Source organism: Streptomyces manipurensis (assembly GCF_049570255.1).
GTDB classification, from domain to species: Bacteria; Actinomycetota; Actinomycetes; order Streptomycetales; family Streptomycetaceae; genus Streptomyces; species Streptomyces manipurensis.
The window spans coordinates 267,809-281,914 of sequence record NZ_CP186950.1; the positions used below are offsets into that span (position 1 = coordinate 267,809).

Annotated in this window: 15 protein-coding genes; 9 read left to right on the forward strand and 6 right to left on the reverse strand. The window is 74.0% G+C overall.

The genetic code is table 11. The annotated features are described in order from the left end of the window. Positions 1-62: 62 nt before the first annotated feature. Entirely contained in the window at positions 63-329 is a 267-nt protein-coding gene (locus ACPU2J_RS01380; RefSeq protein ID WP_423832518.1) for a DUF3817 domain-containing protein, read from the reverse strand. Positions 330-334: 5 nt separating this feature from the next. Next, complete coding sequence (locus ACPU2J_RS01385; RefSeq protein WP_420082109.1) at positions 335-772, reverse strand: hypothetical protein; 438 nt, start codon at positions 770-772, stop codon at positions 335-337. Between the two features lie 89 nt (positions 773-861). Here ACPU2J_RS01385 and ACPU2J_RS01390 point away from each other — a divergent pair, with 89 nt between their 5' ends. After that, positions 862-1,200: a helix-turn-helix transcriptional regulator gene (locus ACPU2J_RS01390; protein ID WP_361600322.1), complete on the forward strand. Its 339-nt coding sequence runs from the start codon at positions 862-864 to the stop codon at positions 1,198-1,200. Further along, positions 1,197-1,907, forward strand: a complete 711-nt coding sequence (locus ACPU2J_RS01395) for a permease prefix domain 1-containing protein (RefSeq protein ID WP_423832519.1) — start codon at positions 1,197-1,199, stop codon at positions 1,905-1,907. The genes ACPU2J_RS01390 and ACPU2J_RS01395 overlap by 4 nt, the downstream gene beginning before the upstream one ends. Before the next feature lie 326 nt (positions 1,908-2,233). Here ACPU2J_RS01395 and ACPU2J_RS01400 read toward each other — a convergent pair whose 3' ends face one another. The 3 genes from ACPU2J_RS01400 to ACPU2J_RS01410 all read right to left on the reverse strand — a co-directional run bounded on the left by ACPU2J_RS01400 (position 2,234) and on the right by ACPU2J_RS01410 (position 4,837). Further along, on the reverse strand, positions 2,234-3,625 hold the full coding sequence (locus ACPU2J_RS01400; protein WP_423832520.1) for an amidase: 1,392 nt from the start codon (positions 3,623-3,625) through the stop codon (positions 2,234-2,236). Continuing rightward, positions 3,612-3,821, reverse strand: a complete 210-nt coding sequence (locus tag ACPU2J_RS01405) for a hypothetical protein (protein WP_420082106.1) — start codon at positions 3,819-3,821, stop codon at positions 3,612-3,614. Before ACPU2J_RS01405 ends, ACPU2J_RS01400 begins: the two co-directional genes overlap by 14 nt. Positions 3,822-4,543: 722 nt before the next feature. Then, positions 4,544-4,837 carry a DUF1905 domain-containing protein gene (locus ACPU2J_RS01410; protein ID WP_361600298.1) on the reverse strand — a complete coding sequence of 98 codons (294 nt, stop codon included), beginning with the start codon at positions 4,835-4,837 and terminating at the stop codon, positions 4,544-4,546. 136 nt (positions 4,838-4,973) lie between these two features. On the opposite strand from ACPU2J_RS01410, the gene ACPU2J_RS01415 reads away from it, so the two are divergent. Both ACPU2J_RS01415 and ACPU2J_RS01420 read left to right on the forward strand, forming a co-directional pair. Further along, positions 4,974-7,301 carry a bifunctional serine/threonine-protein kinase/ABC transporter substrate-binding protein gene (locus ACPU2J_RS01415; RefSeq protein WP_423832521.1) on the forward strand — a complete coding sequence of 776 codons (2,328 nt, stop codon included), beginning with the start codon at positions 4,974-4,976 and terminating at the stop codon, positions 7,299-7,301. A 208-nt stretch (positions 7,302-7,509) separates the two neighbouring features. Then, positions 7,510-8,010 carry a hemerythrin domain-containing protein gene (locus tag ACPU2J_RS01420; protein ID WP_420082104.1) on the forward strand — a complete coding sequence of 167 codons (501 nt, stop codon included), beginning with the start codon at positions 7,510-7,512 and terminating at the stop codon, positions 8,008-8,010. Positions 8,011-8,050: 40 nt separating this feature from the next. Here the strand turns inward: ACPU2J_RS01420 and ACPU2J_RS01425 are convergent, their stop codons facing one another. Then, the gene (locus ACPU2J_RS01425) at positions 8,051-8,551 is read right to left on the reverse strand and encodes a MarR family winged helix-turn-helix transcriptional regulator (RefSeq protein WP_399819920.1); all 501 of its coding nucleotides are present in this window, start codon (positions 8,549-8,551) and stop codon (positions 8,051-8,053) included. A gap of 100 nt (positions 8,552-8,651) precedes the next feature. Between ACPU2J_RS01425 and ACPU2J_RS01430 the strand changes: the two genes are divergently transcribed. The 5 genes from ACPU2J_RS01430 (at position 8,652) to ACPU2J_RS01450 (ending at position 14,073) form a co-directional block, all read left to right on the forward strand. Continuing rightward, on the forward strand, positions 8,652-9,866 hold the full coding sequence (locus ACPU2J_RS01430) for a PP2C family protein-serine/threonine phosphatase (RefSeq protein ID WP_420082103.1): 1,215 nt from the start codon (positions 8,652-8,654) through the stop codon (positions 9,864-9,866). 38 nt (positions 9,867-9,904) lie between these two features. Beyond that, on the forward strand, positions 9,905-10,465 hold the full coding sequence (locus ACPU2J_RS01435) for a MarR family winged helix-turn-helix transcriptional regulator (protein ID WP_423832524.1): 561 nt from the start codon (positions 9,905-9,907) through the stop codon (positions 10,463-10,465). A gap of 169 nt (positions 10,466-10,634) precedes the next feature. Continuing rightward, a complete protein-coding gene (locus ACPU2J_RS01440) occupies positions 10,635-11,927 on the forward strand; it encodes a PP2C family protein-serine/threonine phosphatase (RefSeq protein ID WP_423832526.1) in 1,293 nt (430 codons plus the stop codon). Continuing rightward, positions 11,924-13,618: a sensor histidine kinase gene (locus tag ACPU2J_RS01445; RefSeq protein WP_423832528.1), complete on the forward strand. Its 1,695-nt coding sequence runs from the start codon at positions 11,924-11,926 to the stop codon at positions 13,616-13,618. Before ACPU2J_RS01440 ends, ACPU2J_RS01445 begins: the two co-directional genes overlap by 4 nt. Further along, complete coding sequence (locus ACPU2J_RS01450) at positions 13,615-14,073, forward strand: response regulator (protein WP_420082101.1); 459 nt, start codon at positions 13,615-13,617, stop codon at positions 14,071-14,073. Before ACPU2J_RS01445 ends, ACPU2J_RS01450 begins: the two co-directional genes overlap by 4 nt. The last annotated feature ends 33 nt before the right edge of the window (positions 14,074-14,106 follow it).

Genomic DNA, 14,106 nt, shown 5'->3' on the forward strand with positions numbered 1-14,106 from the left:
CCACCACGGCCCGGGCAGGGCCGTCCCCGCCGTCACCACGGCCACCACCGCCACGCCCCCGGTCAGGTCGGCGGGAGCAGGAGTTCCGCCGGCCGGCGGCACAGGCTCCGGAGGGCCAGGAGGCCGCCGATGCCGGGGATCCAGGCCTGCGCCCTCGCCGTCCCTCCGGCGGTCGTCCGCCGGACGGCCAGGACGACGACCAGGTACGCGGTGCCGTGCACGGGGCCGCCCAGGGAGGCGACGGCTTCGGCGTGGACGGTGAGGAGGTTCGCCAGGAGCAGGCCCAGCGAGGCGGCTTCGACGTGGGCCGCGGTCCGCAGGAGGCGCATCCGGCTCAGGCTCCCGTGGTGGAGCCGGGCCGGACGATCATCAGCACGACGACGATCGCCCAGAGCAGGTTGAACACGCCCGTGCTCATGGCGAGCCGGGCGGACGCCGCCCGGTCCGGGGCGCCGAGCAGCCGCTGCTGCCGGGGCAGGATCACCACGACCAGCAGGGCCGCCGCGGCGGCGGTGAGCACGATCGAGGCGAGCAGCCAGGCGTCGGTGAGGACACCGAGCCGGGCGCCGGTCGCGACGCCGAAGACCGGGACCGCGATGCCCAGGACCGTGTAGGCGCGGCAGATCCGGTGCAGCACCGCGGCCGTCTGCCGCCCCTCCCCCTCCTCGGCGGGGCGGCGGGTGTGGCGCGGGAACATCGAGGCCGCGACGGCGATCGGCCCGACCGCCAGGATCGCCGCCAGCACGTGGACGGACAGGAGGAACTTGGTCACCGGGGTCCCCGCCTCTTCATGGATCGACTGCCAATGGATTGGTTGGCAACCTATACGACGGTCCGGCGCTTTGGGTAGGCTGCCTGACCATGAAGGCCAGCGAGGTACGCGGACACCTGGACGGACTGCTGCTGTCCGTCCTCGAATCGGGCCCCCTGCACGGCTACGCCGTGATCACCGCGGTCCAGGAGCGCAGCAACGGCGTCCTGGAGCTGCGCAAGGGCACCATCTACCCCGCGCTGAACCGGCTGGAGCGGCTCGGTCTGCTCGACAGCACCTGGGAGTCCGTCGGCGAGCGCCGTCGGCGCTGCTACGAACTGACCGACGCCGGCCGGCGCAGCCTGGACACCGAGCGGAAGGTGTGGCGCGAGTTCACCGCGGCCATCGGCTCGGTGCTGGAACCGGTACGGCCGCGGACGGCGACATGAGCGCGCGAGGCCGCTCGGGGGCGACGCCTCCGCACGGCGCGGACCCCGCCGACCCCGCCGACCCCGTCGAACGGCACGTCTCGGCACTCGCCGCCGTCCTGCGCGGCGCGGACCGGGACAAGGCGCGGATGCTGGACGAGCTGCGCGCGGGACTCCTCGACGCGGCCGCGGACCTGGCCCCCGAGCACCCCTCCTCCGAGGACGCGGCGCGGGAGGCGGTGCGCCAGTTCGGCGGCGTGGCCGAGCTGGCGCCGGATTTCCAGCGCGAACTCACCGTCGCCCAGGCCCGCCGCACCTCCCGCAGGATCCTCCTGCTCGTCCCCCTGCTGCTGTCCTGCTGGTACGCCCTCGCCGCGGCCGCTCCCCCGGCGCAGGGACTGCCCGTCCCGGTCCAGGTCCTGCTCGCGCACCTGGGCGGCGCCGCGGCCGCCGCGGCCCTTGCGGCCGTGCTGTTCCTGGCCGCCACCGGGCGGGCGGCCCGCCGGGTGAGCGTTTCCGACCGGCTGCCGGTCATGGTCGGCTGGGCGGGCACCACGGCCGCGGTGGCCCTGGCCCTCGGGGCGCTCACCCTGGGCGTCGCCGCGCTGCTCGCTGCCGCCTGGCCGCTGTGTCTCCTGGCCGGCGCGGTGGCCCTCGCCTGCCACGCGCAGATCGCCGCCTCGGCCCGTGCCTGCCGCCGGTGCGCCCGGCTCCCCGCGGCCGCCTGACGGAGTGTCCGCCGCGACCGGACCCGACCCTCGGGGGCCGAGCGGGGACGAGCGGGCCGAACGCCCGTAACAGCAGCACTCCGTGACCCTCCTTCACATCTACCGCGGGCGGACGTGTTTGAAGGCGCGGATCCGGGTCAGACGCGGAACATCGGAAGCGAACGGCTTCCGGTACGGGCTCGGCCGCACGGCACCTTCCCCCCGCGCCGTGCGGCAGGCCCGGCTGAACGACGGGCTGCCGCCCCGGCCACGGCACCCCGCGGGCCGTGTGGACACCGGGCAAGGGGTGGCAGCCGTCACCCTGCGCAGGCCGTGCCCGTGGTCGTTCATGCGGCGGGCGCGAGCGAACGGGCGGGCTGTGCCTGTTCGTAGGCATGGCCGACGCGCAGGAGCACGTCTTCTCCGAGCGGTCGCCCGAGGAGCTGCATACCGATCGGCAGACCTGCCTCGTCGTGACCGACGGGGAGGGACAGGGACGGCACCCCGGTGATGTTGGCCGGCGAAGAGAGGCGTACGTATGCGTCGGAGACGCCCTCGACAGTGCCGTCGGCCCAGGTGATGGTCTCCTGGCCGGCGGCGACCGCGGTGGCCGGGACGGTGGGGGCGGCGATCAGGTCGACCTCGTGCAGCATGCGCGCCCACTCCTGCCGCATGAGGGTGCGGGCGCGCTGGGCGCGCAGGTAGTCCCCTGCGGGCAGCGACTCGCCGGCCTCCAGGAGGACGCGTACGTCTGCCTGGTAGAGCTCGGGGACCGTGCGCAGGGTCCGCTCATGGTAAGCGGTGGCCTCGGGCACCATCAGGCCCCATTGGGTGGCCTGGATGTAGCGGGCCATCGGGATCTCGACCTCGACGAGGCGCGCGCCGAGGGCCCGGAGCTGCTCGGTGGCCCGCCGTACGGCGGCCTCCACCTGCGCATCGACGTGCTCGTGGTAATAGGTGCGGGGGACCCCCACGCGCAGGCCGGTCAGGTCCGCGTCGGCGCCGAGCCGGTAGTCCGCGGCCGGAGTGGTGAGGGACGCGGGGTCGCGCGGGTCGTATCCGGCCAGGGCCGCCAGGACCAGGGCAGCGTCCTCGACGGTCCGGGTGATCGGGCCGACGTGATCCAGGGACCAGGACAGGGACGTGACGCCGTGGCGGGAAACGAGGCCGTAGGTGGGCTTGAGGCCGACCACTCCGTTCAGTGCGGCGGGCACCCGGATGGATCCGCCGGTGTCGGTGCCCAGTGCGAAGGTGGCGGTGCCCGCGGCGACTGCCACGGCGGAGCCGCCGCTGGAGCCGCCGGCGACCCGGCCGGTGTCCCAGGCGTTGTGGGTCTGCGGCGTGGTCAGGCCGTAGGCGAACTCGTGGGTGTGGGTCTTGCCGACCAGGACGGCTCCGGCCGCCGACAGACGTGAGGCGACGGCGCTGTTCGCCGGTGCCCGGTGGCCGGCCCGCACGCGGGAGCCGGCCGATGTAGCCGTGTCGGCGACGTCGATCAGGTCCTTGAGCCCCATCGGGATGCCGTGCAGGGGGCCGCGGTGGCGGCCGGCGGCGATGTCGGTCGCGGCTTCGCTCGCGGCCCGGCGGGCGTGCTCGGCGGTGATGGTGGCGTAGGCGTTAAGGCGGGGCTCGACCTGTTCCAGGCGCTCCAGGACCGAGTCCGCCAGCTCGACGGGGGACAGCTGCCGGGCCCTGATCGCGTTGGCGGCTGCGCTCAGCGACAGCTCATACGGCTGCATCGGGCATCTCCTGTTCCGCGCGGTAGGAGGGAGCGGGCGGGGTGTCCCCGAAGTCCAGCTCTCGCAGGATCGCGACGACGGAGTGGATGTGGCGGGCGGTGGCTGCGACCGCGGCATGACGGTCGGCAGGGAGTGGGAGCCCGGCGCGGGCTGCCCAGCGGGCCGCTTCCGGCGGGGTGAGTTCAGCGGAGGACATGGGTTTCCCTCTGCTCGGGGCTGGAGGGCGGGGCCGCCCGTACCAACAAACGCTAATAATTCGCGTTAGGAGACCATAGGACCCAACCGCGCCTTAAGGCAAGCCAGTTGCTTTTACGAGGAGGGGCCCTCTTCCCGCCATGCCTCTCCCGCCTGTGGCATCCAGCCATGGAGCGGGGAACCCGCCCTCGGGGAGGGGGCCGGGGTCCGTGGTGCGTACCGAGCCGAGGCCGGCGCGGCCCGCCACCGGCGCGCAGGCCCTGAGGGCCAGGCAGCAGGCAGGCACCGGCTGCCGTGCCGGCCGTTTCCGCCTACGGACCGGCCAGCCGGCGAAGTGCGGTGTCCGGGAGGGCGGGTTGATCAACACGTTCCACCGGACCCACAAGTCCGCTTCCTGTGCGCCCCGGTCCAACGCACGGGACGGTGTCAGGGCGCTCCGCGCCGTCCACAGTCACACCGGTCGTATCCCGTCGCCCTCGAGGACGCGGAGGTGTCGACGAAGTCGTTGGGGCTCCCCTTCACACCACTCGCCCGCTCACGGGCCTGGTGATGCCACAGGCAGTCTGCCGTGTACACAGGAGGTCACGGTCAGGAAGGCCCTGACAGGCCCGGTGTCCGGAGATCCCCCGGCGCCGGCGCTCGTACCGCCGCCTCCCGGCTGCGGGCCACCGGCGGCAGCGGTCGGCGGGCTCCACGCACCCTTCAACCGGAACGTACCGACCGTCAACCCGGCAGGCGGACGGTCATCTCCACCGTGACCTCGTCCCCCGCAGCCAGCCCCAGCGGCGTCCGCACGGCGTTCTTGACCGGCAGCAGGTAGCCCCCGTCCCTCGGGAACAGCGACGTCTCGAAGGCGACTTCCCCCATACGGGCCTCGACCGGGACGACGCCCCAGCCGTACGTGGCCATCGCGGCCACCTGCCGCACGTCCGCGGACTCCTCCTCCGGCACCGGCACGAAGTAGTAGGGCGCGGGCCCACGCCACTCGATCACCCGGCTCACGAAGACCACGTGCATGGGGAGCTCCTCCTCGGGACCGCGGTCGTCGGTGTGCGGGGTCTGCCCGTGATGTGCCGGGACGCCCGGTCTCGCCCGTCGGGACCGCGGCGGCTTTTCGTCACCCTACCGGCCCAGCAGGACCTACAGTGTGCGCGTGACCGAGCACGATCCCGAACTCATCGCCGGCCGTTACCAGCTGGTGGAACGCATCGGCCAGGGCGGCATGGGCCGCGTCTGGCGCGGCGTCGACCAGCAGCTCTTCGGGCGCGAGGTCGCCGTCAAGGAGATCCTCTTCCCGCCGGGCCTGGAGGACGAGGACCGGGCCGCGCTGCTCCGGAGGTTCACCGGCGAGGCGCGGGCGGCGGTCACTCTCAGCCACCCGGGCATCATCACCGTCCACGACGTCGTGGAGCACCGCGGCGCCCCCGTCATCGTCATGGAACTGGTCCGCGGCGAGTCGCTGGCCGCCGCTCTGCGCGGCCGGGGCCGGCTGCCCGTGCGGCGGGTGGCGCAGATCGGCGCCGCCGTGCTGGACGCGCTGGCCGAGGCGCACCGGGCCGGCATCGTCCATCGCGACATCAAGCCGGACAACGTGCTCCTGACCAAGGACCGTGTCGTCCTCACCGACTTCGGCATCGCCCACGTCGCCGACGCCACGACCAGGCTCAGCCACAGCGGGACCGTCATCGGCACGCCCCACTACATGCCGCCGGAGCAGCTGGAGGGCAAGCGGCCCACGGCCGCCAACGACCTGTGGGCGCTCGGCGCCACCCTGTACCACGCCGTCGAGGGGTGCCCGCCGTTCGAGGCGGAGGGGCTGCACGCCCTGGCGGTGGCGGTGTTCACCCGCCCCCACCGGCCGCCGGTGCACGCCGGTCCGCTGGCGCCCGTGCTCGACGCGCTCCTGACGAAGGACCCGGCGCAGCGCGTCGGCGCGGCGGAGGCGGCCGCGATGCTGGCGTCCGTGCTGGGTGCCACCTCGGACGCACCCGGCCTCCCGGACGTCCCCGATCCGGGCAACGGGCCCGGCAGCGGGCCCGACACCGCTCCGGACACGGGCCCCGCGTCGTCCGGCCCCGCGTCGCCCGTCCCCGACCCCAGGACACCGCACGTGCCCCGGCCGGAGCAGTCCCCGGTCCCACGCCCCCCGACGGCACCTCCCGTCCCCGTTCCGACTCCCACGGTCCTGGACACCGGGTCCGGCACGGGACTGCCGCCCGGGCGCCGGTCGTTCGCCCGCCGCTCGGTCGTGCTGGGCACGGTCCTGGCGACGCTCGTCACCGGCTCCGTGCTCACCTGGACCCTCACCCGCGACGACGGCGCACGCCACAACGGCGGGGCGGCGGGCAGCGGGCCCGCCACGTCCTCCGTCACGGTGGTGATCGGGGTGGACGCACCGCTCAGCGGCGGGATGTCGGCCATGGGCGCCGGGATCAGGAACTCCGCGGACCTGGCCGTCCGGACCGCCAACGAGGGCCGGCACGTGCCCGGCGTGCGTTTCGAGGTGAAGGCGCTGGACGACGCGGCCGACCCGGCCAAGGGCGCGCCCAACGCCGCCCGGTTCGTGGCGGACGAGACGGTGCTGGGGGTCGTCGGCCCCCTCAACTCCGGTGTCGCCAAGACCCTGGTGCCGCCGCTCGCGCAGGCCGGCCTGGCCGTGGTGTCCCCGGGCAACACCGACCCGGTGCTGACGCTCGGCCCGGACTGGGCGGCGGGCAGCAGGTCCCGCCCGTACCCGACCTATTTCCGCACCGTCGCCACGGACGTCGACCAGGGGCCGTTCGCCGCCCGCCACCTGTACGGCGAGGCGAGGAAGACCAAGCTGTACGTGGTCGACGACGCGAGCGCCCACGGGAGCGCCCTCTCCTCCGGGTTCACGGCCGAGTTCACGAAGCTGGGCGGGACCGTCGTGGGCACCGAGCGGGTGGACCCGGACGAGCGCACCTTCACGGGGCTCGCCGAGCGGGCCCGCTCCGCCGGCGCCGACGCCGTCTACTTCGGCGGGTACTACGACACCGCGGCGCGGCTCTCCCAGCAGCTGAAGCAGGCGGGGGTGAACGTGCCCCTGATGGGCGGCGACGGCATCTTCGACCAGCAGTACCCCGCCTCGAACCCGAAGGCGGAGGGCGATCTCGCGACCAACATCGGGGTACCGGCCGAAGAGTCGGCGAAGGGCCGGGACTTCCTCGCCCGCTACGGCGAGGCCGGGTACCCGGAGGCCGCCGGCTGGTACGGACCGTACGCGTACGACGCGACCTGGAGCCTCATCGAGGCGGTGAAGTCCGTCGTGTCGGAGCACGGCGGCACCCTCCCCGGCAACGCCCGGGCCGAACTGCCGCGGGCCGTGTCCCGGCTGGCCTTCGACGGGGTCACGGGACGGGTGGCCTTCGACGGGAACGGGGACACCACGGAACGCCGGCTGACGGTGTACGCGGTACGGGGCGGCAGCTGGACGGCCGTCCGCGGAGCGACCACCCGCTGACCGGCGGACCGGCGGACGGGTGACCGTGCGGCGCGGCACGCCGCGGGAGCGGACGCGGCACCGAGCATGGACGGGTGCTGCGCGAGCCGGGCCCGCGGGGACGGGGTCGCCGGCCGACGGGTCCGGCCGGAAGCCGGGACCGGCGTTTCAAAGACCCGCGAGCGAGCAGCTGCGCAGGTGACGGGACCGAACAGAGGAGGCTGGTCGCATGTCGGGCGCAGGTCAGGACGAGGACGTCGTCGCGTTGATCCTGAAGGACCACCGGACCATGGAGGAACTGTTCCGCCGGATGCGGAGCGTGGAGGCCGACCGCGCGGCGGCCCTGGAGAAGTTCTCGGCGCTGCTCGTCGCCCACGGTGAGGCCGAGGAGAGCGAGGTCTACGGTGCGCTGAAGCGGTTCCGGGACATCGACAACGAGGAAGTGGAACACGGCACGGAGGAGCACGCCGAGGGCAACGAGGCGCTCCTGAAGCTCCTCGAGGTGGAGGAGGTGGGCTCCGAGGAGTGGGACGAGCGGCTGGAGGACCTGGTCAAGGCGGTCAACCACCACCTCGACGAGGAGGAGCGGACCATCCTCAACGGTGCGCGGGAGAACGTTCCCGACGAGCGGCGGGCCGAACTGGGCGCCGCGTTCCTGCGGGAGCGCGAGAAGCACCTCGCGGCGGACTGCGGCAGCATCGAGAACGTGCGCAGGATCGTACGCGGCTGACCCACACCCCCGACCGCCTGTCCTGCCCGCCCGGTCCGGGTCAGGCGGTCCGGGTGGTGAACGGCTCCGCGGAGGGCAGCCTGAGCGGTCCCGCGACCGCCGCGCAGAAGTCGGCGAGCCCCGTCGCCAGGGCTGCCCGGGAGGCTGCCGGCATGGCGGCCATCGCCTCGGCCAGTACCTCCTGCCGGCGGGCCCGCAGGCGTTCGAGGTAGGTCCGGCCGGCGGGTGTCAGCCGCAGCAGGACCTCGCGCCGGTCGTCCTCGCCGGGCTGGCGTTCGAGGAAGCCGACGGCCTGGAGGCGGTCGCAGAGCCGGGTGACCGACGGCGGGGCCGCCTCCAGCAGCCGTCCGAGCTCCCGCAGGTTCAGGTGGTCGTTGGCCTCGACGAGGAACAGCACCCGGGCCTGCGCCGAGGAGACGGGCGGGGCGCTGGCGGTGTCGCGGCCGCGTTCCCAGACCACTTCCAACAGCTCGATCAGCTCGCTCATCCCCGCCACGGCCGACGCATCGGGCCGCGGGGAGCCGATCGGCCGCTGACTCATGTGACACTCCCTACCGGACGTACGCGCAGCCTTCCCGGGCGGACAGGCGGCTGCGTCGTCCCCCATCTTGGCAGTTGCGAGAGAGACAGGTGCGGGTCCGGTGAGCGAAGGCGAGCGCGGAGCGGGTGCGGGGGGCAGAGGGGACGTCGAGCGTGTGCTGCGCGAGGCCGCCCCGCACGAGCTGTTCGAGGTGGTGCGCGGCATCCTGGCCCGCGACCACGGGGCGGCGGGAGCGGAGCTGTTGATGGCCGACTACGCCTCTGCTCGCCTCCAGCCCGTCACGGCGCGGCCCTACACCGCCGATTCGGTGTCCGCGTACAACAGCGTGGAGGGCCGGGCCTTCGGTTCCCAGGAGCCGCACGTGGTGGCCGTGTCGGACGGGACCACCGTCCATCTGCCGGTGAGCGTGCGAGGCGACCGGCTGGGGGTGCTGAGCGTGCGCTACCCCGCGGGTGTGCGGGTCGGCGGGCTCCTCGGCGCGTTGCAGGACGTGGCGGACGCGCTGGCCCACGAGATCCTCGTCGCCGACCGTGACACGGACTTCTTCCTCCAGGCGCGCCGGACGCAGCGGCTCACCCTGGCCGCCGAGATGCAGTGGCAGCTGCTGCCGGGGCGTTCCTGCTCCCGTCCCGAGTACGACCTGGGGGCGCAGCTGGAGCCCGCGTACGCCATCTTCGGCGACAGCTTCGACTGGTCGGCCTCCCCCGACCACCTGACGCTGACGGTCAACAACGGCATGGGCGAGGGGATCGACGCGGCGCTGCTGACCGGCCTGGCCGTCAGTGCGCTGCGCAACGCCCGGCGGGCCGGTCTCGGTCTCGCCGACCAGGCGGCGCTGGCCGACCAGGCCCTCTACGGGCAGTACCAGGGCCGTCTGCACCTGGCGATGCTGCTGCTGCGGTTCGCCCTGGACACCGGTGAGGTCGAGGTCATCGACGCCGGGTCGCCACGGATGTGGCGGCTGCGCGGGGGCACGGTGGAGCAGCTCGGTCTGGAGGCGCAGTTGCCGCTGGGCATGTTCGAGGACACCGTCTACACCTGCCAGCGGTTCCGGATGCTGCCCGGGGACCGGCTCTTCTTCCTGAGCGACGGGGTGTACGACGTGGTCTCCCCGGCGGGCGAGGCGTACGGTCTGCACGCTCTGACCCGGGCGGTCATGAACACCCGGCTGCTGCCGCCCTCGCAGGTGCCGAGGGCGCTGCTGGAGGAGCTCCCGGGGTACCGGGGCGGCGGGGACGCCGCCGACGACGCGATGGTCGTGTGCCTGGACTGGCACGGCCGTCCCGGTGCGGATTCAGGCGGGGCCGGGGGGTAGGGGCCCGCCCGCCCGCCGTTCGATGGCACAGTGGTGACATGCCCAGCCCCGGCCGCTCCGGCGCGTACGAGGATCCGGCCGCGGCGGTCGTCGCCGCGGCGGAGCTCCTCGCGGTGCTGCATGCCAGGGGCCAGGACGGGGTGGCGCCCGCCGTGTCGCCGTCCCAGTTGCGGGCGCTGCTCGCCGTGGAGGGTGCCGAGGGCGCGAACCTGCGGACCCTGAGCGGGGTGCTCGGGGCCCGGCCCTCGTCGGTGACCCGGCTCTGCGACCGGCTGGAGGCCATGGGGCTGCTGACGCGTTCGCCCCATCCGTCGCGGCGGCGCGAGGTGGAGGTCCGGCTCACTCCCCGGGGGCGGGAGCTGCTGGCCGAGCGGCGGGCGGTGCGGGTGCGCGAGCTGTCGGCGGTGCTCGGGCGGATGGCGCCGGACGCGCTGGACGCTCTGGTGACGGGTCTGGGGGCGTTCCGGGAGGCTGCCGAGGGGCCGGCCGCGTCCGGTGGCGGGCCCCCGGGCGAGGACGCCCAGGAGGACCCTGCTGCGGGGCGGGGGGGCCCGGCAGAAGCGGCGCCCGGGGCGTCTATGGTGCCGGACAGCGCCTGACGGCGCCCTCGGCAGGGGGTGCCTGCCCGGCCCGTCCGCGGGGATGTCAGACTCATTGAGTTCGTTAAATATTGCCTAACGGCAAATGATCACTCTAGGCTTACCCGACGCAACCAGGCGTCCGCCGGGCGTCCCGCCGTCCGCGACGAGAGAGGACAGACGCGACGCCATGGTGAGCATTTCCGGGCTCGGGGCCCAGCGCCCGGTCGCCCGCACACCGCAGCAGGCGGTCGCCCCGCCCCGCGAGGTGTCCGCCGGGCAGCCGGACGACTCGCTGGCGCTGTGGAACGGCGTACCGCCGTACGTCCTGCTCATCGAGGACGACGAGGGCGACGCCGTGCTCGTCGAGGAGCTCGTGGAGGACAGCGGGATCGAGGTCCGGCTCGGCCGGGCCCGGTCGCTCGGCGACGCCCTGGACCTGCTGAAGGCCGAGGCCCCCGAGTGCGTCCTGCTCGACCTGCACCTGCCCGACGCCCAGGGCCTGGACGGCCTGAAGACCGTCCTCGACGTGTCCGCCGAGTCCGCCGTCGTCGTCCTGACGGGCCTGTCGGAGGAACGCGCGGGCCTGACCGCCGTCGCCGCGGGCGCCCAGGACTACCTGGTCAAGGGGCGGCTCGAGGCCGACGTCTTCATGCGGGCGATCCGCTACGCGATCCAGCGCAAGCGCACCGAGCTGGCCGCGGTCGCCCTCCAGGCGGGCAAGCTCCGCGCCGAGGAGAACGCACGCCTCGAACGCGGCCTGCTGCCCACCCCGCTGCTGCTCGACGACGCACCCGACACCGTCAGCGTCTGTGCCCGCTACCACCCGGGACGCGCGCAGACCCTGCTCGGCGGGGACTTCTACGACGTCGTCCAGACCCCCGACGGGGCCACCCACGCCGTGGTCGGCGACGTGTCGGGCCACGGCCCCAGCGAGGCGGCGCTCGGCGTCTGCCTGCGCGTGGCCTGGCGTTCCTTCGTGATGGCGGGCGCTCGCGGCGCCGAGCTGCTCGGACTGCTGGAGCAGATCCTGCTCGCCGAGCGCTCCGGCCCGGAGATCTTCGCCACCCTGGTCTTCCTCACCCGTCCCGCCGGCGCCGGCGCCGTGTCAGTGCAGCGCGCCGGCCATCCCGGTTTCCTGGTCCGCTCCGCCGCCGGGGTGGAGCTGCGCACGGTGCCGGGAGGGCCTGCGCTGGGCATCGTCCCCGGCTGGGGTCCCGGCTGGCCCGTCACCGAGGTCCCGCTGGAGGCGGGCGGCGCCGTGATGCTCTTCACCGACGGCCTCATCGAGGGGCGCATCGGCCCCGGCTCCGACCGCCTGGACGAGGCGGGGCTCCTGGAGATCGCCCGTCGGCACGCCGACCTGCCCGCAGAACCGTTCGTCGACTCCCTCATCCAGACGGCGCAGGGCCTGGCCGCGGACTGGGGCGGCCTGGCCGACGACGTCGCCGTCCTCCACCTGGAATGGAACTCCCCCACGTGACCTCCCCCGCACAGCCCCCCGAGACCCGCCCGGGACGGACCCCGGACCTCCGGGGGCCGAGCCTGCAGACCTGGCTGACCACCGTGCTGGCGGTGCTCGCACTGATGGTCGTCGGCACGGGCGCGGTCGGCGCCGCCCTCCTGTCGCACACCACCACGGCCGGCAACCGCCTCGTCGACGGGATCATGCCCGCCCAGCGGGACGCACTGCGGCTGGAGACGGCGCTCCTGGACCAGGAGACCGGGATCCGCGGCTACCTGCTGGCCGAGGAACCGGCCCTCCTGGAACCCTACGAACGGGGCCTGGCCAACGAGACCTCGGCCGCCCGGCGCCTCGCGGCGGTCCTCGACGGCGACGCGGACGTCCAGGAGGACCTGGCGGCCGTGCAGGAGGCCGCGCGCACCTGGCGCGACGAGTTCGCCGCGCCGGCCATCGCCTCCGTCGAACGGGGCACTCCCCCGCCGTCTCTCCAGACCGGCAAGGAGCGCTTCGACGAGGTGCGCCGCCGCATCGCGGTGCAGCAGGAACACCTGGACCGGATACAGGCCGACGCCCGCACCACCTTCGGTGAGGCCCGCTCGCAGCGCGACCACATCCTGCTCGCGATCGCCGTGGCCTTCCTGCTGGCCGGCGCCGCGCTCGCCGTCCTGCTCCACGTCGGGGTGCTGCGCCCACTCGCCCTCGTGCGGACCGCCTCGCGGCGCGTCGCGGACGGCGCCTTCGACGCCGAGATCCCCCTGCGCGGCCCCTCGGACCTCCGGGCCCTGGCCGGCGCGGTGGAGGCCATGAGGCACCGCACCGTCGCCGAGCTCAACGCCTCGCGCCGCACCGCGGAGCGGCTCGACCGCACCGCGGCCGAACTGGACGCGCAGGCGGTGGAGCTGCGCCGCTCCAACGCCGAGCTGGAGCAGTTCGCGTACGTGGCCTCGCACGACCTCCAGGAGCCGCTGCGCAAGGTGGCCTCCTTCTGCCAGCTGCTCGAGAAGCGCTACGGGGACCAGCTCGACGAGCGCGGCGCCCAGTACATCGGCTTCGCGGTCGACGGTGCGAAGCGGATGCAGGTGCTGATCAACGACCTGCTCGCCTTCTCCCGGGTGGGCCGCGTCCAGGACGCGCGCGAGACCGTCGCGATGGACGGTCCCCTGGACCGGGCCCTGCGCAACCTCGCCGCCGCCGTGGAGGAGAGCGGGGCCGAGATCACCCGGCCCGAACGGCTTCCGGAGGTGGTGGGCGACCCCACCCTGCTGACGATGCTGTGGCAGAACCTGGTGGGCAACGCGGTCAAGTTCCGCTCGCCCGACCGTGCTCCGCGGGTCGAGGTCGCCCTGCTCGAGGGCCCCGGCGCGGAGGAGGGCTTCCACACCTTCACCGTCACCGACAACGGCATCGGCGTCCCGGCCGAGTTCGCCGACAAGGTCTTCGTCATCTTCCAGCGGCTGCACGCCCGGGAGACCTACGGCGGGACCGGCATCGGCCTCTCGCTCTGCAAGAAGATCGTCGAGCACGCGGGCGGGCGCATCCGGATCGACACCGAGCACCGCGACGGCACCCGTATCGTTTTCACCCTGCCCGTCGCGGGCACCGCCCCCGGGAACGGGGCGGACACCACCGCCGCCGGCCCGACCGACACCGCGGCCGGCACCGACGCCGGGCCGTCCGCCGCCGTACCCACCGAAGGAACCCGCCGATGAGCACCCCCGCAGAGCGGCCGCAGGCCACCCCCGCCGAAGTCCTGCTCGTCGAGGACGACGCGGGCGACGAGCTGATGACCCGCGAGGCCTTCGAGGACAACAAGATCGGGAACACCCTGCACGTGGTGCGGGACGGGCTGGAGGCGCTGGACTTCCTCTACCGCCGCGGCGAGCACGCGAACGCCCCGCGCCCCGACCTGATCCTCCTCGACCTGAACCTGCCCAAGTACGACGGCCGGCAGGTTCTGGAGCAGATCAAGACGGACCCGGAGCTGAGCCACATCCCCGTGGTCGTCCTGACCACCTCGGCCGCGGAGGAGGACATCCTGCGCAGCTACAAGCTGCACGCCAACGCCTACGTGACGAAGCCGGTGGACCTCGACCAGTTCATCCGGGCGATCCAGCAGATCGACGACTTCTTCGTCACCGTGGTCAAACTGCCGCGGACGCGGTGAGGCGGGAGTGACCGAGGGAATGCGAGAGGAAAT

Bases quoted from the DNA above. Each gene is read 5' to 3' on its own strand.
- ACPU2J_RS01450 (WP_420082101.1), top strand. From the start codon at position 13,615: ATGAGCACCCCCGCAGAGCGGCCGCAGGCCACCCCCGCCGAAGTCCTG.
- ACPU2J_RS01420 (WP_420082104.1), top strand. From the start codon at position 7,510: ATGTCGGGCGCAGGTCAGGACGAGGACGTCGTCGCGTTGATCCTGAAG.
- ACPU2J_RS01440 (WP_423832526.1), top strand. From the start codon at position 10,635: ATGGTGAGCATTTCCGGGCTCGGGGCCCAGCGCCCGGTCGCCCGCACA.
- ACPU2J_RS01390 (WP_361600322.1), top strand. From the start codon at position 862: ATGAAGGCCAGCGAGGTACGCGGACACCTGGACGGACTGCTGCTGTCC.
- ACPU2J_RS01380 (WP_423832518.1), bottom strand. From the start codon at position 329: ATGCGCCTCCTGCGGACCGCGGCCCACGTCGAAGCCGCCTCGCTGGGC.
- ACPU2J_RS01400 (WP_423832520.1), bottom strand. From the start codon at position 3,625: ATGCAGCCGTATGAGCTGTCGCTGAGCGCAGCCGCCAACGCGATCAGG.
- ACPU2J_RS01425 (WP_399819920.1), bottom strand. From the start codon at position 8,551: ATGAGTCAGCGGCCGATCGGCTCCCCGCGGCCCGATGCGTCGGCCGTG.
- ACPU2J_RS01435 (WP_423832524.1), top strand. From the start codon at position 9,905: ATGCCCAGCCCCGGCCGCTCCGGCGCGTACGAGGATCCGGCCGCGGCG.
- ACPU2J_RS01395 (WP_423832519.1), top strand. From the start codon at position 1,197: ATGAGCGCGCGAGGCCGCTCGGGGGCGACGCCTCCGCACGGCGCGGAC.
- ACPU2J_RS01405 (WP_420082106.1), bottom strand. From the start codon at position 3,821: ATGTCCTCCGCTGAACTCACCCCGCCGGAAGCGGCCCGCTGGGCAGCC.
- ACPU2J_RS01410 (WP_361600298.1), bottom strand. From the start codon at position 4,837: ATGCACGTGGTCTTCGTGAGCCGGGTGATCGAGTGGCGTGGGCCCGCG.